At 72.1% G+C, this 25,895-nt stretch carries 25 protein-coding genes and 1 pseudogene; 13 read left to right on the top strand and 13 right to left on the bottom strand.

Annotated elements, in window-relative coordinates; translation table 11 throughout:
• The first annotated feature begins 275 nt into the window (after nucleotides 1-275).
• Entirely contained in the window at nucleotides 276-1,973 is a 1,698-nt protein-coding gene (gene abc-f / locus ACIRR8_RS19905; RefSeq protein WP_404066283.1) for a ribosomal protection-like ABC-F family protein, read from the top strand.
• Here abc-f and ACIRR8_RS19900 read toward each other — a convergent pair.
• The 5 genes from ACIRR8_RS19900 to ACIRR8_RS19880 all read right to left on the bottom strand — a co-directional run bounded on the left by ACIRR8_RS19900 (nucleotide 1,904) and on the right by ACIRR8_RS19880 (nucleotide 6,623).
• Nucleotides 1,904-2,410 (bottom strand): NUDIX domain-containing protein, encoded by a 507-nt coding sequence (locus ACIRR8_RS19900; RefSeq protein ID WP_404066281.1) that lies wholly within the window; start codon nucleotides 2,408-2,410, stop codon nucleotides 1,904-1,906. The two genes, abc-f and ACIRR8_RS19900, sit on opposite strands and share 70 nt — an antisense overlap.
• A gap of 83 nt (nucleotides 2,411-2,493) precedes the next feature.
• Nucleotides 2,494-2,904, bottom strand: a complete 411-nt coding sequence (locus tag ACIRR8_RS19895; RefSeq protein ID WP_404066278.1) for a PTS-dependent dihydroxyacetone kinase phosphotransferase subunit DhaM — start codon at nucleotides 2,902-2,904, stop codon at nucleotides 2,494-2,496.
• A complete protein-coding gene (gene dhaL / locus ACIRR8_RS19890; RefSeq protein ID WP_404066275.1) occupies nucleotides 2,901-3,515 on the bottom strand; it encodes a dihydroxyacetone kinase subunit DhaL in 615 nt (204 codons plus the stop codon). The genes ACIRR8_RS19895 and dhaL overlap by 4 nt, the downstream gene beginning before the upstream one ends.
• Nucleotides 3,516-3,578: 63 nt before the next feature.
• Complete coding sequence (gene dhaK / locus ACIRR8_RS19885; RefSeq protein ID WP_404066273.1) at nucleotides 3,579-4,571, bottom strand: dihydroxyacetone kinase subunit DhaK; 993 nt, start codon at nucleotides 4,569-4,571, stop codon at nucleotides 3,579-3,581.
• Nucleotides 4,572-5,009: 438 nt separating this feature from the next.
• Nucleotides 5,010-6,623, bottom strand: coding sequence for an ATP-binding protein (locus ACIRR8_RS19880; protein ID WP_404066270.1), 1,614 nt, complete (start codon nucleotides 6,621-6,623; stop codon nucleotides 5,010-5,012).
• Nucleotides 6,624-6,731: 108 nt separating this feature from the next.
• Between ACIRR8_RS19880 and ACIRR8_RS19875 the strand changes: the two genes are divergently transcribed.
• The 8 genes from ACIRR8_RS19875 (at nucleotide 6,732) to ACIRR8_RS19840 (ending at nucleotide 14,651) form a co-directional block, all read left to right on the top strand.
• Nucleotides 6,732-7,583 (top strand): response regulator, encoded by an 852-nt coding sequence (locus tag ACIRR8_RS19875; RefSeq protein WP_404066268.1) that lies wholly within the window; start codon nucleotides 6,732-6,734, stop codon nucleotides 7,581-7,583.
• Between the two features lie 363 nt (nucleotides 7,584-7,946).
• Nucleotides 7,947-8,240: a small hydrophilic protein gene (locus ACIRR8_RS19870; protein ID WP_404066265.1), complete on the top strand. Its 294-nt coding sequence runs from the start codon at nucleotides 7,947-7,949 to the stop codon at nucleotides 8,238-8,240.
• Nucleotides 8,230-9,669, top strand: coding sequence for an ATP-binding protein (locus ACIRR8_RS19865; protein ID WP_404066262.1), 1,440 nt, complete (start codon nucleotides 8,230-8,232; stop codon nucleotides 9,667-9,669). The genes ACIRR8_RS19870 and ACIRR8_RS19865 overlap by 11 nt, the downstream gene beginning before the upstream one ends.
• Nucleotides 9,666-10,325 (top strand): response regulator transcription factor, encoded by a 660-nt coding sequence (locus tag ACIRR8_RS19860; RefSeq protein WP_018514968.1) that lies wholly within the window; start codon nucleotides 9,666-9,668, stop codon nucleotides 10,323-10,325. The genes ACIRR8_RS19865 and ACIRR8_RS19860 overlap by 4 nt, the downstream gene beginning before the upstream one ends.
• A gap of 178 nt (nucleotides 10,326-10,503) precedes the next feature.
• On the top strand, nucleotides 10,504-11,937 hold the full coding sequence (locus ACIRR8_RS19855) for an SLC13 family permease (RefSeq protein WP_404066259.1): 1,434 nt from the start codon (nucleotides 10,504-10,506) through the stop codon (nucleotides 11,935-11,937).
• Nucleotides 11,934-13,136, top strand: coding sequence for a glycerate kinase (locus ACIRR8_RS19850; protein ID WP_404066257.1), 1,203 nt, complete (start codon nucleotides 11,934-11,936; stop codon nucleotides 13,134-13,136). The genes ACIRR8_RS19855 and ACIRR8_RS19850 overlap by 4 nt, the downstream gene beginning before the upstream one ends.
• A gap of 107 nt (nucleotides 13,137-13,243) precedes the next feature.
• Complete coding sequence (locus tag ACIRR8_RS19845) at nucleotides 13,244-13,684, top strand: hypothetical protein (RefSeq protein ID WP_404066254.1); 441 nt, start codon at nucleotides 13,244-13,246, stop codon at nucleotides 13,682-13,684.
• Nucleotides 13,685-13,994: 310 nt separating this feature from the next.
• Nucleotides 13,995-14,651, top strand: coding sequence for a hypothetical protein (locus ACIRR8_RS19840; RefSeq protein WP_404066251.1), 657 nt, complete (start codon nucleotides 13,995-13,997; stop codon nucleotides 14,649-14,651).
• On the opposite strand, the gene ACIRR8_RS19835 is transcribed toward ACIRR8_RS19840, so the two are convergent.
• From ACIRR8_RS19835 to ACIRR8_RS19820, 4 genes and pseudogenes are all read right to left on the bottom strand, one after another.
• Nucleotides 14,585-15,250, bottom strand: coding sequence for a TetR/AcrR family transcriptional regulator (locus tag ACIRR8_RS19835; protein WP_404066248.1), 666 nt, complete (start codon nucleotides 15,248-15,250; stop codon nucleotides 14,585-14,587). The genes ACIRR8_RS19840 and ACIRR8_RS19835 overlap by 67 nt on opposite strands.
• Nucleotides 15,251-15,344: 94 nt before the next feature.
• Nucleotides 15,345-15,524, bottom strand: a pseudogene (locus ACIRR8_RS19830) (acetoacetate decarboxylase); the annotation flags it as partial.
• A gap of 50 nt (nucleotides 15,525-15,574) precedes the next feature.
• Complete coding sequence (locus ACIRR8_RS19825) at nucleotides 15,575-16,855, bottom strand: NADH:flavin oxidoreductase/NADH oxidase family protein (protein ID WP_404066245.1); 1,281 nt, start codon at nucleotides 16,853-16,855, stop codon at nucleotides 15,575-15,577.
• A gap of 220 nt (nucleotides 16,856-17,075) precedes the next feature.
• Nucleotides 17,076-17,972, bottom strand: a complete 897-nt coding sequence (locus ACIRR8_RS19820; protein WP_404066243.1) for a bile acid:sodium symporter family protein — start codon at nucleotides 17,970-17,972, stop codon at nucleotides 17,076-17,078.
• 289 nt (nucleotides 17,973-18,261) lie between these two features.
• Here ACIRR8_RS19820 and ACIRR8_RS19815 point away from each other — a divergent pair, with 289 nt between their 5' ends.
• On the top strand, nucleotides 18,262-19,194 hold the full coding sequence (locus ACIRR8_RS19815) for a hypothetical protein (RefSeq protein WP_404066240.1): 933 nt from the start codon (nucleotides 18,262-18,264) through the stop codon (nucleotides 19,192-19,194).
• A gap of 99 nt (nucleotides 19,195-19,293) precedes the next feature.
• Here the strand turns inward: ACIRR8_RS19815 and ACIRR8_RS19810 are convergent, their stop codons facing one another.
• From ACIRR8_RS19810 to ACIRR8_RS19795, 4 genes are all read right to left on the bottom strand, one after another.
• Nucleotides 19,294-19,977 carry an MSMEG_1061 family FMN-dependent PPOX-type flavoprotein gene (locus tag ACIRR8_RS19810; protein WP_404066237.1) on the bottom strand — a complete coding sequence of 228 codons (684 nt, stop codon included), beginning with the start codon at nucleotides 19,975-19,977 and terminating at the stop codon, nucleotides 19,294-19,296.
• Between the two features lie 99 nt (nucleotides 19,978-20,076).
• A complete protein-coding gene (locus tag ACIRR8_RS19805; protein ID WP_404066235.1) occupies nucleotides 20,077-20,802 on the bottom strand; it encodes a tyrosinase family protein in 726 nt (241 codons plus the stop codon).
• A gap of 121 nt (nucleotides 20,803-20,923) precedes the next feature.
• Nucleotides 20,924-21,406 carry a molybdopterin-dependent oxidoreductase gene (locus ACIRR8_RS19800; RefSeq protein WP_404066232.1) on the bottom strand — a complete coding sequence of 161 codons (483 nt, stop codon included), beginning with the start codon at nucleotides 21,404-21,406 and terminating at the stop codon, nucleotides 20,924-20,926.
• A gap of 186 nt (nucleotides 21,407-21,592) precedes the next feature.
• A complete protein-coding gene (locus ACIRR8_RS19795) occupies nucleotides 21,593-22,003 on the bottom strand; it encodes a molybdopterin-binding protein (RefSeq protein WP_404066229.1) in 411 nt (136 codons plus the stop codon).
• A gap of 287 nt (nucleotides 22,004-22,290) precedes the next feature.
• On the opposite strand from ACIRR8_RS19795, the gene ACIRR8_RS19790 reads away from it, so the two are divergent.
• The 3 genes from ACIRR8_RS19790 to ACIRR8_RS19780 all read left to right on the top strand — a co-directional run bounded on the left by ACIRR8_RS19790 (nucleotide 22,291) and on the right by ACIRR8_RS19780 (nucleotide 25,884).
• Nucleotides 22,291-23,643 (top strand): lysine N(6)-hydroxylase/L-ornithine N(5)-oxygenase family protein, encoded by a 1,353-nt coding sequence (locus tag ACIRR8_RS19790; RefSeq protein WP_404066227.1) that lies wholly within the window; start codon nucleotides 22,291-22,293, stop codon nucleotides 23,641-23,643.
• A 91-nt stretch (nucleotides 23,644-23,734) separates the two neighbouring features.
• Complete coding sequence (locus ACIRR8_RS19785) at nucleotides 23,735-24,793, top strand: FecCD family ABC transporter permease (protein WP_404066225.1); 1,059 nt, start codon at nucleotides 23,735-23,737, stop codon at nucleotides 24,791-24,793.
• An 11-nt stretch (nucleotides 24,794-24,804) separates the two neighbouring features.
• The gene (locus ACIRR8_RS19780) at nucleotides 24,805-25,884 is read left to right on the top strand and encodes a FecCD family ABC transporter permease (RefSeq protein WP_404066222.1); all 1,080 of its coding nucleotides are present in this window, start codon (nucleotides 24,805-24,807) and stop codon (nucleotides 25,882-25,884) included.
• Nucleotides 25,885-25,895: the final 11 nt, after the last annotated feature.

Raw genomic sequence — 25,895 nt, 5'->3', positions numbered from 1 at the left:
CGCGATCGGGCGGCCGTTACACTCGATGCCATGCGTTCGTACTACTACTTCCGCTGATTCCCGGCCCGGACAGCCGCCGCGTGACGCCTGACGTCACCGGCTGAGCCCCCGGCCGACCGCCGAGCACCGCCCGTGACCGCACCGGGCGGCGCCCGGCCGTACCCCGGCCCCGGCGCACCGCTGTCCTTCCGCCGTCCGGTATCCACGCCCCGCCCCCGCGCGTCCCCGTACGCGCCGCGGTGGGCGCTCACCCAGGAATCAGGGAACAGGCACCGATGCACCCTCAGCGCGACCGCGCCCAACTGACCATGAAGGACGTCTCCAAGGCCTACGGGGACCGCTCCGTACTCGACCAGGTGTCGCTCACCGTCCGCCCCGGCGAGAAAGCCGCCGTCATCGGCGAGAACGGCTCCGGAAAGTCCACCCTGCTGCGGCTGCTCGCCGGAGCCGAGCAGCCGGACAGCGGCGAGATCACCGTCCGCTTCCCCGGCTCCACCGGCTACCTCGCCCAGACCCTCGCCCTCGACCCCACCGCCACCGTGCAGGACGCCGTCGACACGGCCCTCGCCGAACTCCGCGCCCTGGAGCGCCGCATCCGCGAGGCGGAGGAGGCACTGTCGGCGGCCGAGCCCACGGACGGGGAACTCGCCGCGTACGGAGACCTCCTCACCGACTACGAGGAGCGCGACGGCTACCGTTCGGACGCCCGTACCGAGGCGGCTCTCCACGGTCTCGGCCTCGCCCACCTCACCCGCGACCGCACGCTCTCCACCCTCTCCGGCGGCGAACAGTCCCGCCTCGCCCTGGCCTGCGTCCTGGCGGCCGCCCCGGAACTGCTGCTCCTGGACGAGCCGACCAACCACCTGGACGTACGGGCGGTGACCTGGCTGGAGGAGCACCTGCGGGCCCACCGGGGAACCGTCGTCGCCGTCACCCACGACCGGGCCTTCCTGGAGCGGGTCACCTCCGTGATCCTGGAGGTCGACCGCGACCTGCGCGCGGTCACCCGGTACGGCGACGGCTGGGGCGGCTACCGCACCGCGAAGGCGTCGGCCCGCCGCCGCTGGGCGCAGGAGCACCAGGAGTACCTCAGCGACCTGGCCCGTACGGCGGAGCTGGTGGACGCCGCGGGTCAGCGGCTCGCGGCCACCGGCAGGGACCCGAAGCAGGGGTTCGGCAAACACCGCCGCTCGCACGAGGCCAAGCTCTCCGGCCAGGTCAGGGCGGCCCGCACCCGGCTGGAGGTGCTGCGGCGCACACCCGTCCCGGCCCCGCCCGAGCCGCTCGCCTTCACCGGCCGCCCGGCCCTGGCGGCGGAGATGGGCACCGGACCCCTGGTGGAGCTGGACGACATCTCCGTGGGCGACCGGCTCCACCTCCCGGCCCTCCGCGTTGAGCCCGGCGACCGTCTGCTGGTGACCGGCGAGAACGGGGCCGGGAAGACCACGCTGCTGCGGGTCCTCGCCGGGGACCTGGCGCCCGACACCGGTACGGTCCGCCGACGCGCCCGGGTCGGCCACCTCCCGCAGGAACTGCCCGCCCGGCCGACCCGGCGCACCCTGCTCGCCACCTTCGCGGCGGGCCGTCCGGGCTTCGCGGAGGAGTACGCGGACGAGCTGCTGGAGCTGGGCCTGTTCCGGCCCGAGGACCTCGGCGTACCCGTTGCCTCCCTCTCCATCGGCCAGCAGCGCCGGCTGGCCCTGGCCCGGCTGGTGACCCGGCCTGCCGATCTGCTGGTGCTGGACGAGCCGACGAACCACATCGCGCTGAGCCTGGTCGAGGAGGTGGAGGCGGCGCTCGCGGCCTACCCGGGAGCCGTGGTCGTCGTCTCGCACGACCGCAGCTTCCGGGCCCGCTTCACCGGTGACGTACTGGAGTTGCGGGCCGGCCGCCCCGCCGCGCCCTATGCCTCCGGGGAAGCGGATCCCTCCGCGCGCACCCGGTCGCGCAGCCGCTTCACGAAGATCCGCTGACCGGCGATCAGCAGCCGGTCGGCCTCCTCTGGCGTGCACCAGGCGAACCGGTCCATCTCCGGGAACTCCTGCTGCACGCCGGAGCCGCGCGGCCACTCCATCGTGAACGTCCCCGGCACCACGGCCGCCACATCCAGCTCCGCCTCCACCGCCCACACGGTCACCGTCTTGCCGCTGCGCTGACGCGACTCACCGAGCGGCAGCCAGGCACCCTCCGGCACCGGCAGCCCGAGCTCCTCCCCGAACTCCCGCCGCGCGGCCGCCGCTGCATCCTCCTCGGGGCCCAACTCACCCTTCGGCACCGACCAGGCGGCCTCCTCCCGCCCGGCCCAGAACGGCCCGCCCATGTGCCCGATCAGCACCTCGACATCCCGCTCACCTCCCGTACCGGTGGTCCGGAAGAGGAGGAGTCCCGCGCTGCGCCTGCCTGCCGACATGTCGGCAAGTCTGCAATCACCGTGAGCGGCACGCCAACGGAGGGCCGGGGGTCGGGCACGGGATCTCACCTCTGTACGACCCACTACGTCTTGCGATACCCGTACGCCTCCGAGGCCGCCGCCTCCACGGCGCCGATGTCGCCGCCGGACGACGCGGTCACCACGGCGGCGACCGCGCCCTCCACGAAGGGCGCGTCGACCAGCCGGCTGTTCTGCGGCAGCTCGTCACCTTCGGCGAGCATCGCCTTCACCGTGAGGACCGCGCTGCCGAGGTCGACGAGGACCGCGACCCCGGCGCCCCGGTCCACCGATGCGGCGGCCCGGGCGATCAGCTCGGCGCTGGTGCCGAGCCCGCCGTTCGGCAGCCCTCCGGCCGCCGCGACGGGGGCCGTCACACCTCCCGCCGCGAGGCCCCGGGCCAGCTCGGCGACCGACTCCGCGACCGGACCGCTGTGCGAGACGAGCACGATGCCCACCTGCGGCTCCCCGCTCATGCCTGCGCACCTCCGTCCTGTGCCGCCTCGGCGAGCGCCTCGACCAGCAGGGCCGCCGAGGTCGCACCCGGGTCCTGGTGGCCGATGCTGCGCTCGCCGAGATAGCTGGCCCGGCCCTTGCGCGCCTGCAACGGCACGGTCGCCTCCGCACCCGCCCGGGCCGCGTCCGCCCCAGCGCCGAACGAGGAGTCCAGCGCCTCGGCGGCCGGCAGCAGCGCGTCCAGCATCGTCTTGTCCCCGGCCTGCGCCCCGCCGAGCTGTCCCACGGCCGCCACGCCTGCGGCGAACGCCCGCGCGAGCTGGTCCCGGTCCACCTCGGCGTCCTCGCCGAGCGCCTTGCCCGTACGGCGCAGCAGCGTTCCGTACAGCGGTCCGGACGCACCGCCGACGGTCGAGATCAGCTGCCGTCCCGCCAGGGTCAGCACCGCACCCGGAGTCGCGGGCGCGTCCTTCTCCAGGACGGCCGCCACCGCCGCGAAGCCGCGCTGGAGGTTGCTGCCGTGATCGGCGTCCCCGATCGCCGAGTCCAGCTCGGTCAGTCGGTCCGCCTCACGGTCCACGGCGGCCGCGGTGGCCGCCATCCAGCGGCGGAAGAAGTCGGCGTCGAGCACATGATCTCCTGTTCCCCGGGCCGGTCCGGCCCGGTGCGTACGGGTGACGAGTACGGCCGGGACTCACCGGCCCCAGCGGAGCGCCGGCGTCTCCACGGGTGCGTCCCACAGCCGCAGCAGCTCCTCGTCGATCTGGCACAGCGTCACCGAGCAGCCTGCCATGTCCAGCGAGGTCACGTAGTTCCCCACGAGCGTACGAGCCACCGGCACGCCTCGTTCGGTGAGCACCCGGTGGACCTCGGCGTTGAACCCGTACAGCTCCAGCAGCGGCGTCGCGCCCATCCCGTTGACCAGCGCCAGCACGGGCCCGGTCGGCCGGAGGTCCTCCAGTACCGCGTCCACGGCGAAGTCGGCGATCTCGCCCGAGGTCATCATCGGCCGCCGCTCCCGGCCCGGCTCGCCATGGATGCCGATACCCAACTCCAGCTCTCCGGCGGGCAGATCGAAGGTCGGGCTGCCCTTCGCCGGTGTGGTGACCGCGCTGAGCGCCACGCCGAAGCTCCGCGAGGACCCGTTCACCTGCCGGGCCACCGAGGCCACCCGCTCCAGCGGCGCGCCCTCGTCGGCTGCGGCTCCGGCGATCTTCTCCACGAAGAGCGTCGCACCGGTCCCGCGCCGCCCGGCCGTGAACGCGCTGTCGCTGACCGCCACGTCGTCGTCCACGACGACCTGGGTGACCTGGATGCCCTCGTCCTCGGCGAGCTCGGCGGCCATCTCGAAGTTCAGCACGTCACCGGTGTAGTTCTTGACGACGAAGAGCACCCCGGCCCCGCTGTCCACCGCCGCGGCCGCCCGCACCATCTGGTCCGGCACCGGCGAGGTGAACACCTCCCCGGGACAGGCCGCCGCCAGCATCCCGGGCCCGACGAACCCGCCGTGCAACGGCTCGTGCCCCGACCCGCCGCCCGAGACGAGCGCCACCTTCCCGGCCACCGGGGCGTCCCGCCGTACGACGACCCGGTTCTCGACGTCGACGGTCAGTTCCGGGTGCGCGGCGGCCATGCCCCGCAGGGCGTCGGCGACGACGGTCTCGGGGACGTTGATGAGCATCTTCATGTCTGTCTCCTCGTGGGCGTGGCAGAGGGCTTCGGTACCTGCGTTTTCCAGGTGAGCAAGGGTGTGGTCAGTTGTGGATCTTGGCGGTCCAGGGGGGCCTGCCGCGCCTTGCGGCGGTACTGATGCTGACTGCTTGCCGAGTTTTCTGACCAACCGTCACCTGACCCTCGTGAGGTTTCGGCCGGTGCTGCGAGCTGCCGGCCGACCTTCATGATCCTGCAGGACGCATCATGGGGGAGTACGTGGCGATCGTCAGGCCTGCCGCAACCGCGCCCCCTCGGGAACCGCTGACCCGGCTGCTCACCAAGCTCCGTAAGGAGATGCTCACCCAGAACTGACCGGTACGCGACATCGAGGAGCGGGGCGCGGCGCCGGGCGGTGGTGACGACAGCGCACCGTGCCCGGGGGCGTCGGTGAGACGGGGAGAAGGGCTCGAATTCACTCGGTGAGCGCGCCGGCGAAGTCGCGCTCGCCGTCGAGCGGTCGCGGCAGCAGTACGCGCGGAGGCGCCTTCCGCAGCGTGAACACGATCCGGGTGCCGGGTGAGTGGGCGGGATCGACGGCGATGGTGCCCCCGTGGTACTCCACGATCTTCTTGCAGAGGGCGAGGCCGATGCCGTTGCCCGCGTACTGCTCGCGGGTGTGCAGCCGCTGGAAGACGACGAAGACCCGGTCGGCGAACTCCGCCTCGATACCGATGCCGTTGTCGGTGACGGCGAACTCCCAGCCGTCGTCCACGGGGCGGCAGCCCAGGTGGACGACGGGTGCGCGGTCCGGGGAGCGGAACTTGATCGCGTTGGTGAGGAGGTTCTGGAACAGCATGCCCAGCTGGCCCGGTTCCCCCTCCAGCACGGGCAGGGGGTCATGGGTGACGACCGCGTCCGACTCCTCGACGGCCAGGCTGAGCGAGGTGAGGGTCCGCTCGAACTTCTCGTCGAGATCGACGCTCTGGTGCTCGGTCGCCAGCCGGCCGACGCGGGAGAAGTCCAGGAGGTCGTTGATGAGGCTCTGCATCCGGGTCGCCCCGTCGACGGCGAAGGCGATGTACTGCCGGGCCCGCTCGTCGAGGTTCTCGGCGTAGCGCCGCTCCAGCAACTGGCAGAAGCTGGCGACCTTGCGGAGGGGCTCCTGGAGGTCGTGGGAGGCGACGTACGCGAACTGTTCCAGTTCGGCGTTGGAGCGGCGCAGCTCCTCGGCGTGGGCGGCCAGGTTCGCCCGCGCCACGTCGCGGTGGGCGAGCTCGTCGGCCAGGCGGGCGCGCATGCTCTCGACGTCCTGTGCGAGGAGCCGCAGGTCGGCGGGGCCGGTGCCGGCGACCGGGTGGTCGAATGCGCCGGCCGCGACCGTACGCACATGGCCGGAGAGGCGGTCCAGGTGATCGGTCACGCCACGGCGCAGGCCGACGAAGACCGACGCGGTGAGGGCGAGGATGGCCAGCGCGATGGCGCCGAAGGACCAGTTGCGAAGGGTGCGCGCCTCCTGGAGGTCGGCGCGGGCCCCGGCCCGGTCCGCCGCCAGCCGCTCCTGTTGGGCGGAGGCGGCCGAGCGTACGGAGTCGAAGAGGGCCTTCCCTTCGACGGCCCGTTCGGCGGCCGCGGTCTTCGGGTCGGCGGCCGCGACCACGGGCCGGGCGATACGGACCTGCCACTGCCCGGCTCTCCTGACCACCTCGGCCAGGTCCCGCTCGGTCGCCCGGTCGCCGCCGGTCGCCGTACGCAGGTCGGTCATGGCCTTCTCCTGCTGCCGCAGGCCCTCGTGGTAGGGGACGAGGAAGCTGTCCTGCCCGGTCACGCCGTAACCGCGGATTCCGGTCTCCTGGTTGACCAGAGCGCTCTCCAGCCGGACCGCGGCGATGACCGCGGGGCTGGAGTGGTCGATGAGACGCGTGTTGATGGCGGTGGACCGGGCGAGGATCCAGCCCCCGAACAGCATGAGCGCGAGCAGCAGGGACAACGCGGCGGCGGCCGTGACCGCCAGCCAGCGTTTCGTCGTCCACCCGGCGGTCACGGGTATCTTCGGCTTCCCGGTCGGCACGGCATTGCCCTGGCCCACGGCGTGTTCTCCTCGGTGAGAGGCCCGGAGCGCTCCGAGCCGGGACAGAGTACCGCCGCCGACAACGTTTGTTGTCACGGGTCCGTCCGAGCGCCTACGCTGACGCCCATGGGCCACGACCTCAGCACCTTCGACCACCCCGGGATGCTGGACGTACTCGCCGACGACGCTCTGCGGGAGCTGGCCCAGCGGCTGGCCGAGCAGGCGCTGGACGGCAGCCCGGCGCACCCCGGAGCAGAGCAGGCCGCCGGGCCGGAACCCGGCCAAGAGCGCGTCGTCGACCCGCTGGCCCGCCTCCGCGTCCTGGCCCACCTCAGCAGGGCGGTCAGCCGACAGGCCCAGGCCGAGGCCGAGGCGGCGGCCAGAGCGGGGGCGAACTACCCCCAACTGGGGGCGGCGTGGGGGATCAGCCGGCAGGGCGCCCGCAGGCGCTGGCCGGGTCTGGTCTTCACCGCGGAGCCTCCCAGCCGTCCTCTTCCCAACCGCCACCACCGGAGTCATGACGTGAACGCCTTCACCACGAACCGCCCCTACAGCGTCCTCCTCGTCGAGGACGATCCGGCGGACGCCCTGCTCGTCGAGGAGGCTCTGGTGGATCGCGGCATGGCCCGCACCATCGACCAGGTCACCGATGGGGTCGCCGCCCTCCAGTACCTCCGCGACCCCGCCAGGGAGCGGCCCGACCTCATCGTCCTGGACCTGAACATGCCGCGCATGAACGGCCGCGAGCTGCTGGCGGTGCTCAAGGAGGACGAGGCCCTGAGCAACATCCCCGTCGTGGTGCTCACCACGTCCTCCGCCCCCGACGACGTCGAGGACGCCTACCGCAGGCACGCCAACGCGTACGTCACCAAGCCGGTCAACCTGGACGCCTTCATCAAGTCCGTCCAGGAGATCGACGCCTTCTTCCTCGACACCGCCGTACTTCCGCCCCGCCCGGGCAAGTGGGAGTCCGACTGACCCGTTGGGCGTCGGTGCGGGCTTCACACCCGGTGGACACGCGCGCGAAAGTTCCTGGCGGACCGGTGATCCTGGTCGTGAACCCGTCCACCAGGAACTTTCCTCGTGCCCGCCGCCGGGGCCACCCGTCCGACCACCCGTCTGGTGGGAGACGGCTCACGGCGTTCCGCATTCTCGCGTCTGTCTCCTCGTGGGCGTGGCGGAGGGCTTCGCAGCGCTCGGGAGCGCCTGCCGACGGTACTCACGCTGACCTGTTGCCCAGTTCCCGCCGGCCGTCCCGGGCGGCCGGGAAGCGCAGCCGAGATGAAGGATTGTTCATTTTCGCTTCATCTTCGTACCGTCCGGGACGGTCAGGGTGAACGCATGGCCTTCTCACCTCGTCTGGCGGCCCTGGCAGCCGTCGTCGCCGTGCCCCTCGGCATAGCGGCCACCAGCTATGCCATGACCGACACCCCGCAAGCGCCGAAGGTGCCTCCCACCGTCCAGCTCGAGGAGAGTCCGCGCGGCACACCGCCGCCCGGCGGTGTCACCTCGCCGACCGACGCCCCGCCGCCGAGCGGCTCCTCCACTCCGACCCGTACACCGGACAGCTCCGTCGTCCCCGGCCCCTCGGCGGCCGACGACGATGACGACGACGACTTCGGTGATGACGGTTAGCTTCCCCAGAATCTCCGCCCGGGTACGGATCCTGCTGTGGCTGCTGGTCGTGATGGCCCTCGCGCTGGGCGCGGTCGCCGTCACCGTGCGCTCGCTCCTCCAGCGGGACGTGGACCACCGCGTCAGCCAGCTGCTCAGCCAGGAGACCGGAGAGTTCGCGAACTTCGTGCCGCAGGGAGTGGACCCGGACACCGGCGGCCGGTTCGACACCGCGGACAGGCTGCTCCGCGTCTATCTGCAACGGCAGTACGCGGACCCCGACGAGGAGCTGCTGGGCCTGACCGGCCGGCCCGGCGACCGCCCCGGTGTCATCCGGCAGCGCCGCGAACTGCCGCGGGACATCGCCCTGTGGCAGGACAACGCCTCGCTCACCCGGATCCACGCCTCCCAGGACTCCTCCGGGACCCTGGACCGCCCGCAGGGAGAGCTGCGCTGGGCCAAGGTCGTCATCGACCCGTCCACGGGCGAGCAGCCCGGCGCGTTCGTCGTCGCCTTCCATCCCGAGCGTGAACGGGCCGTCGCCGACAAGACGTTCTGGACGCTGCTCGCCCTGTCCGGTGTGGCGCTGCTGATGACGACGGGGATCGGCTGGGCCGTCGCCGGGCGCATCCTCGCGCCCGTCCGGATCGTCCGGACGACGGCGGCGGAGCTGACCGAGCAGGACCTCACCCGGCGCATCCCGGTGGAGGGCCGGGACGACATCGCGGCCCTCGCCGAGACGTTCAACGCGATGCTCGACCGCCTGGAGCGTGCGTTCGCCGCGCAGCGGGTGTTCGTCGACGACGCCGGGCACGAGCTGCGCACGCCCATCACCATCGTCCGGGGCCACCTGGAGCTGATGGGTGACGACCCGGCGGACCGGGAGGAGACGGTGCGGCTGGTCACGGACGAGCTGGACCGGATGAGCCGCATCGTCGAGGACCTGCTCCTGCTCGCGGGGGCCGAGCGCCCCGACTTCGTACGCCCCGAACCCGTCCAGCTCGCGGAGCTGACCGCCGACGTGTTCGTCAAGGTGCGGACCCTCGGGGAGCGGGAGTGGCAGCTCGACGGCGTCGCGGACCGCGAAGTGCGGCTGGATCCGCAGCGGATGACGCAGGCCATGGTGCAGCTCGCGCAGAACGCCGTCCAGCACACCGTGCCCGGTCAGCGCATCCGGATCGGCTCGCGGGCCGAGGCGGGCCGGGCCGGGACGGACCGCGTCGAGCTGTACGTCGCCGACCACGGGCCCGGTATCCCGCCGGAGGACGCCGAGGTGATCTTCGAGCGGTTCCGCCGGGGGACGTCCCGGCGCGGGACCCGCACGAGCGGCGCGGGGCTGGGCCTCGCCATCGTCAAGGCCATCGCGGAGGGCCACCACGGCCGCGTCGAACTACGCCCGACCGAGGGCGGCGGAGCCACCTTCGTACTCACGCTGGAGACCGATTCATGAACCGGATACTGATCGCCGAGGACGAGGAGCGCATCGCCTCGTTCGTCCAGAAGGGCTTGCGGGCCAACGGCTTCACCACGGTCGTCGCCGAGGACGGGGACCTGGCGCTGGGCCACGCGCTGACCGGCGGGTTCGACCTGATGGTGCTCGACATCGGCCTGCCCGGACGCGACGGTTTCACCGTGCTGCGGGAGCTGCGCGAGGCCCGCGTCACGCTGCCGGTCATCGTGCTGACCGCACGCGACTCCGTACGGGACACGGTGGCCGGATTGGAGGGCGGGGCCGACGACTGGATGACGAAGCCGTTCCGTTTCGAGGAACTGCTCGCCCGGGTACGGCTGCGGCAGCGCACCGCCGCCCGCGCGCCCGAGGTCACCATGTTGCGTAGCGGCAGCCTCGCCCTGGATCTGCGGACGCGCCGGGCCCGCGCGGGGGAGCGGACGGTGGATCTGACGGCGCGCGAGTTCGTGCTCCTGGAGATGTTCCTGCGCCACCCCGGCCAGGTGCTGTCGCGCGAGCAGATCCTCTCCCATGTCTGGGGGTACGACTTCGATCCGGGATCCAACATCGTGGACGTCTACGTGCGCGCGCTGCGCCGGAAGCTGGGCGCCGAGCGTCTTGAGACGATCCGGGGCATGGGATACCGCCTGCCCTGAGCCCGGTCCCCTCGGCGGCCGGAGGCCCCGTCCCGTGCCCGGGGCGGGGCCGTTCGCCGTCCCCGGGACGCCTCGGGCACGCCCCGGGAGCGGAGAGGGAGGCGCTCGGCGCCTTCGGTGAAGAGGCCTTCATCGGCCGCTCATCGGATACTCACCCCGCCTTCGGAGGCTGTACGGCGTGCCTCTACCACTCCGGCAGACCATCGGCCTCTGTGCCGTCCTCGGACTCTGCGCTCTCCTCGCCGTCCCCGGCGCCGCTCCCGGCCTCGGCGTCGACGGCCGGCTCTCCCTCGCCGTCTTCGCCCTGGCCACCGCCGCCTGGATCGCCACTCCGGTGGACGACGCCTACATCGCGCTCGGCGCGGGCCTCGCGCTGACGGTCACGGGAGTGATCAGCAGCGAAACCCTGTTCGCCACCCTGGGAGATGAGACGGTATGGCTGCTGATCTGCGCCTTCGTCCTGGCGGCGGCCGTGACCCGGACCGGTCTGGCCGGCCGGGCCGCCGTCTTCCTGGTCGGCGGGGCCAGGACCGTGCGCCAGCTGGTGCACCTGACGACGGCCGGACTGGTCGTCACCGCGTTCGCCGTGCCGGCCACGTCGGGGCGCGCCGCCCTCGCGCTCCCGGTGTTCGTGGCGCTGGCCGCCGCCCTGCGCGAGCGCGCCCGGCTGGTGGTGATGCTGGCGCTGCTCTTCCCCACGGTCATCCTGCTGTCGGCCGTCGCGACCCTGATCGGCGCGGGGGCGCACCTGATCACCGTCGGGGTGCTCCTGGAGCAGACCGGGGAGCAGCTGGGCTTCGTGCGGTGGCTCGTCCTCGGGCTGCCGCTGGCCATCGTCTCCTCCCATCTCGCCGCAGAACTGGTGCTGCTGACGACGACCCGGCGGGCGGACCGCAAGGGTCCGGTCACCATCACGGCGGCGCAGATCCAGGAGCACTCCGAGGCGGCCGTCGAAGGACCGTTCAGCCCGGAGGAGTCCCGGTGCCTGCTCCTGCTGGCGACGGTCGTCGTGCTGTGGTGCGGTGAGCCCCTGCACGGGGTGTCGCCCGCCGTGGTCGCGCTCATCGGCGCCCTGGTGGCGACCTCTCCGGCGCTGGGCACCGTGCGGTTCAAGGACGGTCTGCGGACGGTTCCCTGGCCGCTGCTGCTGTTCATGGCCGCCACCATGGCGATGGGCGTCGCCCTCGCCGACTCGGGCGCGGCCGACTGGCTGGTGGGCTGGATACCCCTCGGGGCGGCCACACCCCCCTGGGTGTTCCTGACCGGCGTGGTCGTGGTCAGCACGGCCGCCCACCTGGCGCTCCAGTCACGCTCCGCCAGGTCCTCCGTCCTCGTCCCGCTGGTGGTCGCCGCGGCGGTCGGCGCCGGGGTCAACCCGGTCGCGGCGGCGCTGGCTTCCACGGCCGCCGCCGGGTTCTGCCACACCCTGCCCTCCTCCGCCAAGCCGGTCGCGCTCTTCGCGGACGTGCCCGGCACCCCCACCTACACCCCGCGCGACCTGCTGCGGCTGTCCGCGTTCCTCGCGCCCCTCAGCGCGGCCCTCGTCCTCGCTTTCGCCCTCGCCGTCTGGCCGCTGCTCGGCGTGCCCGTCCTCCTGGAGACCCAGCCATGACCCACCGCATCGCCATCGCCCCCAGCGGCTTCAAGGAGTCCCTGTCCGCAGCCCGGGTGGCCGAGGCCATCGCCGTCGGCGTGCGGCGCGTGATCCCCGACGCCGAACTCGACCTCATCCCGCTGGTGGACGGCGGCGAGGGCACCGCCGAGGCGCTGGCCCTGGCGGGCGGCGGCCGGCTGGTCCCGTGCACCGCGACGGGCCCGGTGGGCGACCCGGTCGCCTCGCACTTCGCGCTGCTGGGCGGCGGCACAGCACCAGGACCACTCACCGCCGTCGTCGAGATGGCCGCCGCCGCGGGCCTCGCCCTGGTGCCGCCGGGCCTGCGCCACCCGGGCGCGACCACCACGTACGGCGTCGGCGAACTGATCCGTGCGGCCCTGGACTCGAGAGCCCGGCGCGTCCTCATCGGCTGCGGCGACTCCGGTACGTCGGACGGGGGCGCCGGTGCGCTCCAGGCGCTCGGGGCCCGGCTCACCGACCGGCACGGCCGTGAACTGCGCCGGGGTGGCGGCTCGTTGCACGAGCTGGAGCGCATCGACCCGTCCGGTCTCGACCCCCGGCTGGCCCGCACGGAACTGCTCGTGGCCTGCAACCCGTACAACGTGCTGTGCGGGAAGCGCGGGGTGGCCCGGGTGTTCGGGCCGCAGAAGGGGGCGACCCCGGCGGAGGTGGAGCTGCTCTCCGCGGGCCTGGAGCGGCTGGCCGATGTCCTCACCCGGGACCTCGCCCCGGCCTTCACTCCGGCGACCGGCGACCCGGTCGACCTGCGCACGGCTCCCGGAACGGGGGCGTCCGGCGGTCTCGGGGCCGGTCTCGCCGCCGTGGGCGCGCGTCTGCTGCCCCGCTACGACGTCCTGCTCGACGGTCTCGACCTCGACGCGCGCCTCGCCCGCGCCGACTTCGTGATCACGGCGGAGGGGGCGCTCGACAGCCAGACCGTACGCGGCAAGATCCCGGCGGAGGTCGCCCGGCGGGCGCACGCGTGCGGGGTGCCCGTTCTGGTGCTGGCGGGGACGATCGGGCCGGGCGCCCAGGACGTGCGGGCGGTGGGTGTGGACGCGTACAGCGCGATCCTGCCCGCGCCGATGACGCTGGTGGAGGCGATCGGGAGGAGCGGTGAGTTCCTGGCCGACGCCACGGAGCGCGCGATGCGGATCATGGCCCTGGGCACCCGTCTCGCACCGCTGGCCGCCTGACGCGCACGCTGTGCTTCGGCGCCGGGGCGGGCGTCTCGACCCCTGCTCGCGTGCGCGGGGCTCCTGCCCGTGTGCGCGGGCGGCGGCCGGGGGACTACCTTGCTCGGATGAGCCTTCTCCATGATGTGGCCGAGCGCGACGGCTGGCGATGCTGGGTGTGCGACGAACCGGTCGACCCCGACAAGTCGGTGAACGACCTGCAGGGGCCCAGCGTCGACAGTCGTACCGCCGACCGGAAGGCCAAGGTCGCCGAGCGGCTCGCGCACCGCGGCTGCAACTCTCGCAAGGGAGCGGTCAAGGTCGACATCGCCTGGCCGGACAGCCTGTACGTTGTCGAACCCGCGCCGCTGATCACGGTCGCCTCCCGGCTGGAGCGCAAGGGGGGCCGTGAGATGGTGGGCCGCTGTCCGAGCAGGCAGGATGCCCAGGAGGCGGCGGACTGGCTCGTGGACCGGTTCTCCCGACTGGTGCCGGAACTGCCGGTGACCGCCGATATCCAAGCGGGAGGCGGGCAGTTCCTCCTCACCCTCACCGCCGGTCGTCGCTGACCGGAGGCGCCGGATCGGCCGGGCGTCGGGCCGCCTGACGGTCCGACGGCCCGCACCGCCGGAACGGTCGGCCGCTCCCGTGTGACGACGGTGTCCTATGTCACCGGCCGAGGCAGCGGCGTACATCGCCCGGTACAGAGCGGCACCGCGCCCGCCGCACCCGGCCTCCCCGCGGAGCAGCCGCCCGGCGACCACGCGAGCCGGATGCGGCAGGGGGAGGACAACGCGCGGAGGGCCGGCCCGCACGGAACCGCGACAGGTTCTGCCCGCGAGCGCGTCATCGTGACGGGCCGGCGGGCAGGGGGGCCTCATGGACCGGGGATCGGGCGAGAACGGGCTGCGCTGGATAGCGGACGCCTACGACATCAGCTTCACGCTCACGCTCGGCGAGGGGCTCTCACCGGTCGAACTGCTGCGCCGCGTAGGTGCCGAGGAGCGTCACATCGTCCCGCTGACCCGCTTCGCGGCGTACAGCCTGCTGCTGAGGGACGAGAGCGACCACATCAGCGACCTGGACTTCCTGGACTGGGAGGACACGGCGGCGGTCGGCCGGCTGACGAGCGGAGGCTTCCTGCCGACCCCGCCGGAGACCATCGTCCGCGCGGGCTCGGTGGCGGGCTGGGCATACGCGCTGGAGGAGTTCGGCTGCTGTACGGACACCCGCATCGCGGAGCTGTCCGAGCGCGGGCGGGCGTTCGTGGTGCATCGCAACGCGAGGGGCTCCAGCCACGTCGGCTACGGCCTCCACGGACAGGTGGTGACATGGTTCGAGCCGGGCCTGTCCCACCTGCTGAGCGGTGTTCCGGCGGAGGTGTCGCTCGGCTTCGTCCACGACGGGACCGAGGCGGGTGTTGTGGCGTTCCTGCGGTTCCTGGAGGACCAGCTCGGCATCTACCTCCCTTACGAGGAGACGGAGGCCGAACTGTTGGCGGCGGCGTTCGGCTTCTTTGGTCGAGCCGTCGGATGAGCGGCCGCTGCCGTACGGGACATCGCCGAAGAGGCGCTGAACAGTGCGTGTACGGCCCCGTTGACCTGGGCGGTGACGACTTCGGGGGTGGAGGAGTCGAGTTTGCCGTCGAGGTGCAGGAACGCGAGGCCGTGGACGAGGGCCCAGACCGTCGTCGACAGCGCGTCCGCGTCCACGCCGGGGAAGGTGGCGGCGACGATGGTGCGGACGTACTGCGCTATGGCCTCGGTCGCGGCGACCCGTTCCTCGCTGGTCGGGTCGCACGGCTCCGCGAACATCGCCCGGAACAGGGCCGGGTGCTCCAGCGCGAACCGTACGTAGGCGACGGCGACGGCGGCGAGTTCGTCGGGCGTCGACGGCGCGGGATGGGCCTGCGCCAGGGATCCGGCGAGCTCGCGGTACCCCTCGGCCGCCACCGCCGAGACGAGCGCCTCGCGGTCGGCGTAGTGGCGGTAGGGGGCCGTCGCCGACACCCCGGCGCGCCGGGCCACCGCGCGCAGCGAGAGACCGGCGCTGCCGTCCTCCTCCAGGAGCTCGCGCGCGGCACGGAGGCAGGCGGCGCGGAGATCACCGTGGTGGTACGTGCTGGTCCGGGCCATCGGCAGAGCTCCCTGTGTTCGCCATGGTCCACATCTCCTCCCTGATGTGAACGTTGTATACATCTTAGGGGATCGCGGAGGCAGAAGAAACCGGGCGGCCTTCGCCGACCTGAAGGCCGATGCCGCTCCTGCCGCGCGTCGTACCGGCGTTGAGCACGTTGGTCTGGCTGAAGGTGGAGTGCCGGGCGCCGGCGCTCGACGTGTACGAGGTGAGGGAGGAGACGCGCTCACCGCTGGGGTGCGCGGTCTGCTTCGGCGTGGCGGCCGACAGTGCCGGCTCCTCGGGCAGCCGGGCGCGGATGGCGCGGGACGGCGCGAGCAGGGTCAGCCGGGCGGTGGAGTCCCTGTCGTAGAAGTTCGGGAGGCCGCGCTGCGGGACGCCGCCAGCCAGGATCGGTAGCGGCGCAGTGCGGTGCGCTGCCTGCGCTGTTCGGAGACCAGCGCGATCGCCGGATGCGTACCGGGCCTGGGGCTGCTGCCCCGGGCGAGACGGCGCATCTGGCGGCGCACCTGGGCCATGCTCGCGGCGGAGGCGAGGGCCTTGTCCGACCAGGTCACCGGCCGCATCTGCCGGTCGGCCTCGCCGCCCCGGCGCCAGCGGTGGGGCAGGTCCGGGGTGACGGCGAGCGCGGTGCCCATGCCGACGACCGCCACGCCGCTGTCGAGAACCCGCTCGGCGGTCCGGCGGCTGGTGATGCCGCCGGTGAGCATCAGGGGGAGCGGGCTGGTCTTCACCAGGTCCTCGGCCAGGTCCAGGAAGTACGCCTCGCGCGCCTGGGCCCGGGTGTCGGTGGAGCGGCCGGTCATCGCCGGGCTCTCGTAGCTGCCGCCGGAGAGCTCGACCAGGTCGACGCCGAGCGGTTCGAGCATCTCGATGACCTGGCGGGCGTCGTCGGCGTCGAACCCGCCGCGCTGGAAGTCGGCGGAGTTGAGCTTCACCGCGACCGCGAACGAAGGGGAGACGGCGGCCCGTACGGCGGCGACGATGTCGAGCAGCATCCGGGCGCGGTTCTCCAGCGGTCCGCCCCACCGGTCCGAGCGCTTGTTGACCAGCGGCGAGAGGAACTGCGACAGCAGGTAGCCGTGCGCGGCATGGATCTCGACCCCGTCGAAGCCGGCTTCCTCGGCCCGGCGCGCGGTCACCGCGTACCGGGCCACGGTCTCCTCGATCTGCCGCGCGCTCATGGCGGTGGGCCGGCCGAACCGGCCGCTGTGCCTGCCGAGGTCGACGCCGATGTCGGACGGTCCCCAGACGACGCCGGGCATGTCGGAGGCGACCTGGCGGCCGGGGTGGTTGATCTGCATCCACAGCGCGCCGCCGCCGGACTTGCCGGCCTCGGCCCACTCGGTGAACGGCTGGAGCGGCGCGTTCTCGTCGAGTACGACACCGGCGGGGCCGGTCAGCGCCTCGGCGTGGACCATGACATTGCCGGTGATCAGCAGTCCGGTGCCACCGGCCGCCCAGTGCCGGTACAGCGTGAACAGCTGGTCGTCGGGGAGTTGGCCCGCGCCGGCCATGTTCTCCTCCATGGCCGCCTTCGCGATCCGGTTCGTCAGTACCTGTCCGGAGCGCAGGTGCAGCGGTGAGAACAGCTCGCCGGTCACTCGGATTCCCTTCCCTCTTGATCGCTCGCAATGTGTGCACCACTCACATTAGCTGGCGGATGTAATCGCCGTAAACATAGAGCGGTGTGGGCTGCGGCACGCCGTGCGGAGGGGCGGAGGGGAGGCGCCATGAGGTCGTATCGATCAGGGTGGGCGCGCCCGGCGGGCTCCTGCTCCGGGCCGCGTCTGGCGGGCCCCGCTCCGGGCCGCGCCCCTCGGGTCAGCCCGCCGGTACGGCCTCCTCCGTGGCGCTCGCAGGGCTGCCGAGGCGGGTCATCAGCAGCCCGGCGAGCGCCGCGACGGGATAGGCGAGTACGCCGTAGACGGCGGCGGGCACCGCCAGGCCGACGCTGCCGAGGACGCTGATCGCCAGCGTCATGGCTACCGCGCTGTTGTGCACGCCGATCTCCATGGAACAGGCGATCGCCTGCCGTTTGCCGACGCGCGCCCAGTGCGGCACGAAGTACCCCGTGGCCAGGCTCAGCACACAGAAGAGAAGTGCCACCGGCCCCGCGTTTACGAGGTAGCCGGCGATGTTGCTCCGCTCGGCCGCCACGGCGCCGGCGATCACCGCGACGAGGACGACGACCGACAGAAGGCGCACCGGGCGGTCCATACGCCGCGCGAACGCCTCCGACCGGCTGCGCACGATCAGCCCGATCGCCACCGGCGCGAGCACCAGCGCGAAGACCTGCAGCACCTTGCCGAACTGCAACCCCAGGCCGTCCTGCCCGATGCCCGGCTCGAAGTGGAGCAGGGCGAGGTTGGTGATGATCGGCAGCGTTACGACGGCCACCACCGCGTTGATCGCCGTGAGCGTGACGTTCAGCGCCACGTCGCCGCCGAAGAGGTGGCTGAAGAGGTTGGCCGTCGTCCCACCGGGAGAGGCCGCGAGCAGCATCATGCCCACGGCGAGTACGGGGGAGAGGTCGAAGGCGATGACCAGGCCGAAGCACGCGGCGGGCAGGAGCAGCGCCTGGCAGAGCAGCGCCACGACGACGGCGCGTGGATGCCGCCGCACCCGGCGGAAGTCGTCGGCGGTCAGGGACAGGCCCAGTCCGAACATGATGACGGCGAGAGCGAGCGGGAGCAGGACGGTGGCGAGGGGAGAGTCCATGTGCTGCTGTGTCTCCTGGGTGGGAGGGGAGGCGGGGGTGGGTCGCAACTCCGTTACTCCGGTGCCGGGTTGCGCGGCTGCACGGTCACGCCGGATGCGTCCACCCGAAGGTAGCGTCCGATGTATGCACCGTCAACACTTCGGTGTGTGCCCTGATCCGGCCCGGCAGTCCGGCCCGGTGAGGCTTCCCGGCGGTCTCTGCGGCCCGGCCGCCTCGGCGCTCGCGCGGATGGCATGACGTCCGAAAGGGCGGTGCGCTTCCGTCCCGCGCTCTATGCTGCTGCGGCATATGAACGACTACGAGCGTGCGCTCTCCCACTGGGGCGAGTTCGACCGTACCGGCGACGTCGCCCAACTGGCTCTGGCCGTCGACCTGTTACGTACCGCCTACGCCACCGCCTCCCCGGCCGACCGCCACACCCGCGGCGGCACGCTCGGACTCCCGCTGAGCCGTCTCTACGACCAGAGCTACGACCTCGGCGTCCTGCGTGAGTCGATCGACGTGCTCCGAGGCGGCCTGCGTGAGGGGTCGGCGGACGACGGCTACGCGTACGGCCTCGCGCTCGCCCTGCAGAAGTACGCGGCGGAGAAGGACGACCTCGCGGCTCTCGACGAGTCGATCGGCCTGATGCGCGAGGCCTCGGGCTCGGCCTCGGTGGGCCAGCGGCTACGGGCCCGGGTGCTGTCGGCGCTGAGCACCGCGCTCCAGGACCGCTACGAAATGGCCTCGGATCCCAAGGCGCTGGCCGAGAGCGTGACGGTGGGCCGGGCCTCGCTGACGATCACCCCGGAGGGCCACCCGCGCCGCGGCCCGCACCTGGCCCACCTAGGGCTCGCGCTCCGTATGACGTACGAGAGCACGGGAGACCCGGCCGCGCTCGCCGAGGCCGTGGAGGTGAGCCGGGAGGCCGTGCACGCCGTCGACGACGATGTCCCCAGCAAGGACATCGAGATGGGCAGCCTCAGCCTCGCGCTCCGGGTGATGTACGAGGCCCACGGCCGACTCGCCGTACTGGACGAGGTGTCACCGCCTCCGGCCGGGGTGAACGTGATCGACGCCGCTCCGATCGACGTCTCCCTGCTCGGCCACGGCTACTGCTCCGCGGCCTTCCCCGTCCTCACCGACATCCACGCCCTGCTCTACGACCAGCACGACCCGACGGCCCGCATCGGCCTGCGGAACGTGGGCGACAGCCGATGGGGCTTCCGCGAACTGACCTGACCGACGCCACGTGTGAACCGGATCGCGGACCGTGTACGGCACCTCCGCCAGGCGCCGCCGCCCGTCACTCCTACCGGTACTTCGGCGACGCCGCCGCCCTTACTCGTACCGGTACTTCAGCGACTCGGCCTCCACCCGCTCGATGTCGGCGATCGTCAGCTCCGGCATCCGCAGTTGGGCCAGCGTCACCTCGGCCGAGGTCGGCTGGGCGTCCGCCGGCAGCCACTGCTCCGGCTTCCAAGCACCGCTGCGCAGAAGCGACTTGGGGCAGTGCGGGTAGACCTCCTCGATGCCCACCACCAGCGCACTGGCCGGCGGCTTGCCCACGGCGGTCAGCTGCGCCAGCAGCTCCGGCCGGGTGGACACGCAGGCCCGGCCGTTCACCCTGAGCGTGGTGGTGCGCCCCGGGACGAAGAACAGCAGCCCGGCCCGTCCGGTGGCGATGACGTTCTGCAGGGTGTCCAGCCGCTTGTTGCCGGTCGCGTCCGGTATCGCCACCGTCCGTGCGTCCAGGACCGAGACGAACCCGGCGGGGCCGCCGCGAGGAGAGACGTCACAGTTGCCCTCGGCGTCCGCGCTGGCGACCAGGACCAGCGAGGAACAGCCGATCAACCGACGTGTCTGTTCGGTGAGTTCGGTCATCTGCTTGCGTACGGCGGCGGCGCCGGGGAGTTCGTAGGCCCGGCGCAGCGCCTCCTGGTCGGCCATCGCGTCGCGGCGCAGCGAGTCGAAGGCGCTGCCGTCCAGGGAGCCGTCCAGGGCGCCGTCAAGGATCGATGTCATGCTCCCGACCCTAACGGGCCGACCTGCGGCGGGACTCCGGTGCTCGTCGGCGTGACGGCGTACGGATCCCAGCAGGCCGGCCCAGAACCCGCCGCCGCGCTACGCCATGGTGTCGAAGGTGTAGTGCGCCGTGTGATCCATCATGTCGGCAGGTGTCACGTCGTTCCACGGCCGCATGACGTCGTCGACGCTCACGACGTTCCTCGTACGCGCGGCCGGCAGGTAGGCGGAGCGGGGGTGGCGTGCCTGCCACTGCGCCCAGAGCCGGTCGATGAACGCGTGGTGCAGCCAGAAGACCGGGTCGTTGGGCGAGGCGCCGGTGGCCGTCTGGCCTCCGACCCACACGTGCACCCGGTTGTGGAGATTGACGCCGCGCCAGCCTTCGAGGTGGTTGCGGAACCCGTCCGAGGCGCTGTTCCACGGCGCGGAGTCGTAGATGGGCATGGCGAGGACCGCGTCGACCTCCGAACGGGTCGGCAACTGCGGAACGCCGGACCCGAGCGCGCGGCGGAGGAAGCCGCGCCCGTCAACCGTCACCGTGACCGGCCATCTGCCGCCGCTCATCGCGAACGGCCCCTCGGCCACCTGCCCGTCCCTGGCGCGTCCGGTGCCTCCGAGGAAGTCGGGTGCCCACAGCGAGGCCGCGACGGTACGGTCCACCGTCCAGTCCCAGTAGGGCAGCGCGACGGACGGATCGACGGTCTGGAGCGCCTGCTCGAACTGTATGAGGAATCTGCGGTGCCAGGGCAGGAAGGACGGCGACCGGTGACCCACCCGGTCACCGTTGTCGGTGTCGCTCATGATGAAGGCGTTGTGCGTGGTCACGTCGGATCCCGGGTGATGTCGAGCGCGATGACGCCTCACGCACACTTCCCGGCTCCGGCGTGTGAGAAGGGGGCCGAAAGGAGACCCTGGTTACGGCCGCATAGATTCCCTGCGGCGCGGTTCAGTTCAGCCGCGGCCATGCTCCGACCCAGACCCGGGTGATGGCGCTGATGTAGCGCGCCCCGCACCGGTCGACGGGCACCACCAGTTGGCTGCCGGCCGTGTCCAGGTCCTCGCCGTCCATCCGGGTGGCCAGCAGCACGGGCGCGTCGCCGAAGTCGGCGTCGATCTCCGCCCAGGCCAGGACGGTGTGGTGCCCGTCGCCACCGGAGACCGTCAGCGCGAAGCGCGACCGGTCCTTGCGGCGGCGGGCGTCGAAGAGCGGGCGCGCGTCGAGCGCGACCTCCCGCAGCAGAGGGCCCTCGAACGCGTGCCGCTGCGGCCCGCTGGTGGCGCAGTCGAAGACGACCTCCGCCCGGTGCTGCTCCCATCCCTCGCGCAGGTCGCGCACGGTCAGGGTGGCGGGCCGGCCGACATCGCCCAGTACCGCGAGCGACGCGAGCCGGGTGGCGGGCGTGCGGTGTGACGTACCGGGTCGGCTCATCGAATCCTCCGTCGGACGGCCCGCGCGGCGGCTGCCAGGGAGGTATGCCCAGGAACCGTTCCGCCGAAGCGTCCCTGCGAGGCGATATCCGGATTCAGCCTCGCTTCTGTGAGCCACCGCCGATGTTCTTCCTCATGTCTGCTCTTCGAGGCGCTGGTGAACGCGGTGCATCGGCCCGGGCGCGAATCAGCCCTGATACCCAGGACGGTCGATGTGTACGTTGGTCGACTTGACCCGTGCCGTCGCCAGCACGCCCACCTCCAGGCCGAGTTCCTCCACGGACTCGCGGCTGATCAGCGAAACGAGCCGGTGCGGACCCGACTGGATCTCCACCTGGGCCACGATGTCGTCCATCGTGACAGCGGTGACGATCCCGGCGAACGAGTTCCGTACCGACGTCAGAGCTCCGCCGTCGGGCACCGGATGGAGGCCCGCCGCCCGTTCCGTGGCGAAGGCCGCCAGGCTGACACCGTCGATCACCCGGTTGCCCGAGCTGCCCCGGTCCATCGCGAGGTGACCACTGTCCGCCCAGCGGCGAACGGTTTCCGGACTCACGGCCAGCAGCTCTGCGGCCTGGCCAATGCTGTACGAGGGCACTCCCGCACTCTAGGGCCTGCCCAGGACCGAAGGCGGCACCGGGTGCCCGGAGCGTGGGGCGGGTCACATTCGGTGACTAATGGCTCACCTCGTTCGATAACGCGGCTGCTCGGAGCCTCAGTTGACGGAGTTTCAGTCTCCGGATATCTGCCTGGCCCTATCGACAGCATCGATCGAATGAGCTTAGGCTCACCTAAGTTCGGGTGGGTGCGCTCTGTCGGCGTGCCCGTCCGCCCTACCGTCCCCCGCGCGCCTGACAGGCGGCTTTCCCGCACGATGGGAGTGACATGTCACAGGTTCATCCTGGCGACGCACCACTGGTCCACGACCTCATCGGAATCGGCTTCGGCCCCTCCAATGTGGCCATGGCGATCGCGCTCAGAGAGCACAACACGCGCGTCGGCGGGCAGGCGCCGGTCACCGCTCGCTTCTTCGAGCAGCAGCAGAGCTTCGGCTGGCACCGCGGCATGCTGATCGACGACGCCACGATGCAGGTCTCCTTCCTCAAGGACCTGGTGACGCTCCGGAACCCGGCCAGCGAGTACAGCTTCCTCTGCTATCTGCAGAGCAGGGACCGGCTCATCGACTTCATCAACCACAAGAACCTCTTCCCGCTCCGCGTGGAGTTCCACGACTACTTCGAGTGGGCCGCGGCCAAGGTCGACGACATGGTCTCCTACGGACACGAGGTCGTCTCCGTGACGCCGTACGTCCACGACGGCACCGTGGAGTACCTGGACGTGACTGTCCGGTCGGGCGGCGGTCTCGAAGTGCACCGGGCCCGCAACCTCGTCATCGGCACCGGGCTGCGGCCCCTCCTGCCGGAAGGCGTACGGCGCGGCGACCGGGTCTGGCACAACTCCGATCTGCTGCGCAAGGTCGACGGCCTGGAGGGCACCTCGCCCTCGCGGTTCGTGGTCGTGGGCGCCGGGCAGAGCGCCGCCGAGAACGTCGCCTACCTGCACCGCCGCTTCCCCGGTGCCGAGGTCTGCGCGGTCTTCTCCCGTTACGGCTACAGCCCCGCCGACGACAGCAGCTTCGCCAACCGGATCTTCGACCCCGGCGCGGTCGACGACTACTTCGCCGCACCCGACAGCGTCAAGAGCCAGCTGATGGCCTATCACGGGAACACCAACTACTCCGTGGTGGACATCGACCTGATCGACGACCTGTACCGCCAGATGTACCGGGAGAAGGTCCTCGGCACCGAGCGGCTGCGCTTCCTCAACGTCTCCCGGGTCACCGCAGTCGAGGAGCGGCCCGACAGCGTACGCACCACCGTGAAGTCCCTCATCACGGGCGAGGAGACACCTCTGGACGCCGATATCGTCGTCTTCGCCACCGGCTACAGCCCCGCCGACCCGCTGGGCCTCCTCGGTGAGGTCGCCGACCGCTGCCTGCTCGACGACGAGGGCCGCGTCCGGGTCGAGCGCGACTACCGCATCGCCACCGACCCCGCTCTGGGCGCCGGCATCTATCTGCAGGGCGGTACGGAGCACACGCACGGCATCACGACGTCCCTGCTGTCCAACACCGCGATACGCGTCGGCGAGATCCTGGACTCCCTGCTCGACCGCGGCGTCAAGTCCACCTCCGACGAGGCCCGTCCCATCACGGGCAGCACCGTCGGCACCTCCTAGCGGCCCTGCGGGCGCACCGTCGCAAGTGCGCCCCGTCCGCGCCCGGCCGACCACGAGTTCCGGTGGCTCCAGAGGGATAACGTACGTCCATATGAGCACGACTGCAGTCGAGCGCCCCGTGCCCAGGGGTGCAACAGAGGTCCGCCGCGGGCGGGTTGTGGGTTTGGGCACGCTGGGGGCGGTTCTCGCGCTCGCCGCGGCCCTGTCGCTGGCCGTCGGAGCGCGGGCGCTCAGCCCCGCCGAGGTCTGGTACGGGCTGTCCGCCGTGCCGGAGGCCGATCAGCGGCTGACCGAGATCCGGCTGATCGTGGAGACGGTCCGGGTGCCCCGGACCGTCCTCGCGGTCGTGGCGGGGATCGCGCTGGGCGTCGGCGGTGCGCTGATCCAGGGGTACACACGTAACCCCATCGCCGACACCGGGCTGTTGGGCGTGAACACCGGTGCCTCGTTCGCCGTGGTGAGCGCGATCGCCGTCTTCGGGTTCACCGACCCGTTCCAGTACGTCTGGTTCGCCTTCGCGGGGGCGGCCATCGCCGGAGTCGTCGTCTTCGGGCTGGCGAGCATCGGCAGGGGAGCGGGCAATCCACTGACGCTCGCCCTGGCCGGGCAGGGCATCACGGTCTTCCTGATGGCGATGACCACCGCGGTCGCGCTGACCGACCAGAAGTCGCTGAACGCGCTGCGGTTCTGGAACGCGGGCTCCGTGGCCGGGGTGGGGTTCGACGTCATCTGGCCGGTGAGCGGGTTCATCGGCGTCGGGCTCGTCCTGGCGCTGTCCACGCTGCCCTCCCTCAACCTGCTCAACCTCGGCGACGACGTGGCGCGCGGCCTAGGCGTGAACATCGTGCTCAGCCGGGCCGTCGGCATCGTCGCCATCACCCTGCTGGCGGGCGCGGCCACGGCGGCGTGCGGGCCGATCGCCTTTCTCGGGCTGATGGTCGCCCATGTGGCCCGGTACCTGACGGGTCCCGACTACCGCTGGCTGGTGCCGTACGCGGGTCTGCTCGGCGCGGTCGTCCTGCTGGTCTGCGACATCGTGGGGCGCCTGGTGGTACGCCCCGGTGAGCTGGAACCCGGTGTCGTGGTCGCCCTCCTCGGCGCTCCGTTCTTCGCGGTTCTCGTCTGGCGTGGAAAGTTCAAGAGCGCATGAGTGGAACAGAGATGAGCGGGACGGCTGTGAGCGGGACGGGGACGAAAGCCGCGCTGGCGCCGGGCATCCGGGTCGGCCGGGTGTCGTTCGTCTGGCGGCCCTGGCTGGTCCTGGTCACGCTGGTGCTGGCGGCCGCCGCCTTCCTGGTGTTCTGCCTCTCCATCGCCGTCGGGGACTTCCCGATCGGCCTGTCGCGGGTGATCGCCACGCTGCTCGGCCAGGGCGAACCGGTCGACGCGTTCGTCGTCATGGACCTGCGGATGCCGCGCGCGCTGGCCGGACTCGTCGTGGGCATCGCGCTGGGCGTCTCCGGTGCGATCACGCAGTCCGTCGCGCGCAATCCGCTCGCCAGCCCCGACATCCTCGGGATCACCAGCGGTGCCAGTGCCGTCGCGGTGTTCCTGGTGACGGTGTCCGGTGGGGCCGCCGCGGCGGTCGTCGGCTCGGTGGGGCTCTCGGCGGCGGCGCTGCTGGGCGGCCTCGGCACCGGGCTGCTGGTCTACTTCCTGGCGTGGCGGCGCGGGGTCGACGGCTTCCGGCTCATCCTCATCGGCATCTCGGTGAGCGCCGTGATGCAGGCGATCACGACCTGGCTGCTGGTGTCGGCCGACATCAGGGACGTGGCCCGGGCGCAGGCGTGGCTGGTCGGTTCGCTGGACGGCCGGTCGTGGAACGAGGTCGAGATCGCGTTCTGGGGCTCGCTGGTCCTGCTCGTCGTGGTGGCCACCGCCGCGTTCCCGTTCAAGCCGATGCACCTCGGCGACGATGTGGCGGCCGGGCTGGGTGTCCGGTACACCAGGGTGCGGGCCGTCCTCCTGCTGTGCGCGGTGCTGCTGGCGGCGGTGGCGGTGAGCGCTGCGGGACCCGTGCCGTTCGTCGCGCTGGTGGCGCCGCAAGTGGCGATGCGGCTGGCGAGGTGTCCGACGCCGCCGATGGTGGCCTCAGGCGTGCTGGGGGCGCTGCTGCTGATCGGTTCGGACCTGATCGCACGGACGGCGCTGCCGGTCACCCTTCCGGTCGGCGTGGTCACCGCCGCGATCGGCGGTCCGTTCCTCGTCTACCTGCTGGTACGGGCGAACCTCCGCCGGTGATCCGCGCGCGA

This window comes from Streptomyces sp. NPDC101178 (genome assembly GCF_044767965.1).
In the GTDB taxonomy this organism is placed as follows: domain Bacteria; phylum Actinomycetota; class Actinomycetes; order Streptomycetales; family Streptomycetaceae; genus Streptomyces.
Note: the sequence above shows the minus strand (reverse complement) of the source record. Positions and strands in the feature narration are given on the sequence as shown.

Coding starts and splice junctions, on each gene's coding strand:
- abc-f (WP_404066283.1), top strand. CDS start 276: ATGCACCCTCAGCGCGACCGCGCCCAACTGACCATGAAGGACGTCTCC.
- ACIRR8_RS19900 (WP_404066281.1), bottom strand. CDS start 2,410: ATGTCGGCAGGCAGGCGCAGCGCGGGACTCCTCCTCTTCCGGACCACC.
- ACIRR8_RS19895 (WP_404066278.1), bottom strand. CDS start 2,904: ATGAGCGGGGAGCCGCAGGTGGGCATCGTGCTCGTCTCGCACAGCGGT.
- dhaK (WP_404066273.1), bottom strand. CDS start 4,571: ATGAAGATGCTCATCAACGTCCCCGAGACCGTCGTCGCCGACGCCCTG.
- ACIRR8_RS19875 (WP_404066268.1), top strand. CDS start 6,732: ATGGGCCACGACCTCAGCACCTTCGACCACCCCGGGATGCTGGACGTA.
- ACIRR8_RS19870 (WP_404066265.1), top strand. CDS start 7,947: ATGGCCTTCTCACCTCGTCTGGCGGCCCTGGCAGCCGTCGTCGCCGTG.
- ACIRR8_RS19865 (WP_404066262.1), top strand. CDS start 8,230: ATGACGGTTAGCTTCCCCAGAATCTCCGCCCGGGTACGGATCCTGCTG.
- ACIRR8_RS19860 (WP_018514968.1), top strand. CDS start 9,666: ATGAACCGGATACTGATCGCCGAGGACGAGGAGCGCATCGCCTCGTTC.
- ACIRR8_RS19850 (WP_404066257.1), top strand. CDS start 11,934: ATGACCCACCGCATCGCCATCGCCCCCAGCGGCTTCAAGGAGTCCCTG.
- ACIRR8_RS19845 (WP_404066254.1), top strand. CDS start 13,244: ATGAGCCTTCTCCATGATGTGGCCGAGCGCGACGGCTGGCGATGCTGG.
- ACIRR8_RS19840 (WP_404066251.1), top strand. CDS start 13,995: ATGGACCGGGGATCGGGCGAGAACGGGCTGCGCTGGATAGCGGACGCC.
- ACIRR8_RS19835 (WP_404066248.1), bottom strand. CDS start 15,250: ATGGCCCGGACCAGCACGTACCACCACGGTGATCTCCGCGCCGCCTGC.
- ACIRR8_RS19820 (WP_404066243.1), bottom strand. CDS start 17,972: ATGGACTCTCCCCTCGCCACCGTCCTGCTCCCGCTCGCTCTCGCCGTC.
- ACIRR8_RS19815 (WP_404066240.1), top strand. CDS start 18,262: ATGAACGACTACGAGCGTGCGCTCTCCCACTGGGGCGAGTTCGACCGT.
- ACIRR8_RS19810 (WP_404066237.1), bottom strand. CDS start 19,977: ATGACATCGATCCTTGACGGCGCCCTGGACGGCTCCCTGGACGGCAGC.
- ACIRR8_RS19800 (WP_404066232.1), bottom strand. CDS start 21,406: ATGAGCCGACCCGGTACGTCACACCGCACGCCCGCCACCCGGCTCGCG.
- ACIRR8_RS19790 (WP_404066227.1), top strand. CDS start 22,291: ATGTCACAGGTTCATCCTGGCGACGCACCACTGGTCCACGACCTCATC.
- ACIRR8_RS19785 (WP_404066225.1), top strand. CDS start 23,735: ATGAGCACGACTGCAGTCGAGCGCCCCGTGCCCAGGGGTGCAACAGAG.
- ACIRR8_RS19780 (WP_404066222.1), top strand. CDS start 24,805: ATGAGCGGGACGGCTGTGAGCGGGACGGGGACGAAAGCCGCGCTGGCG.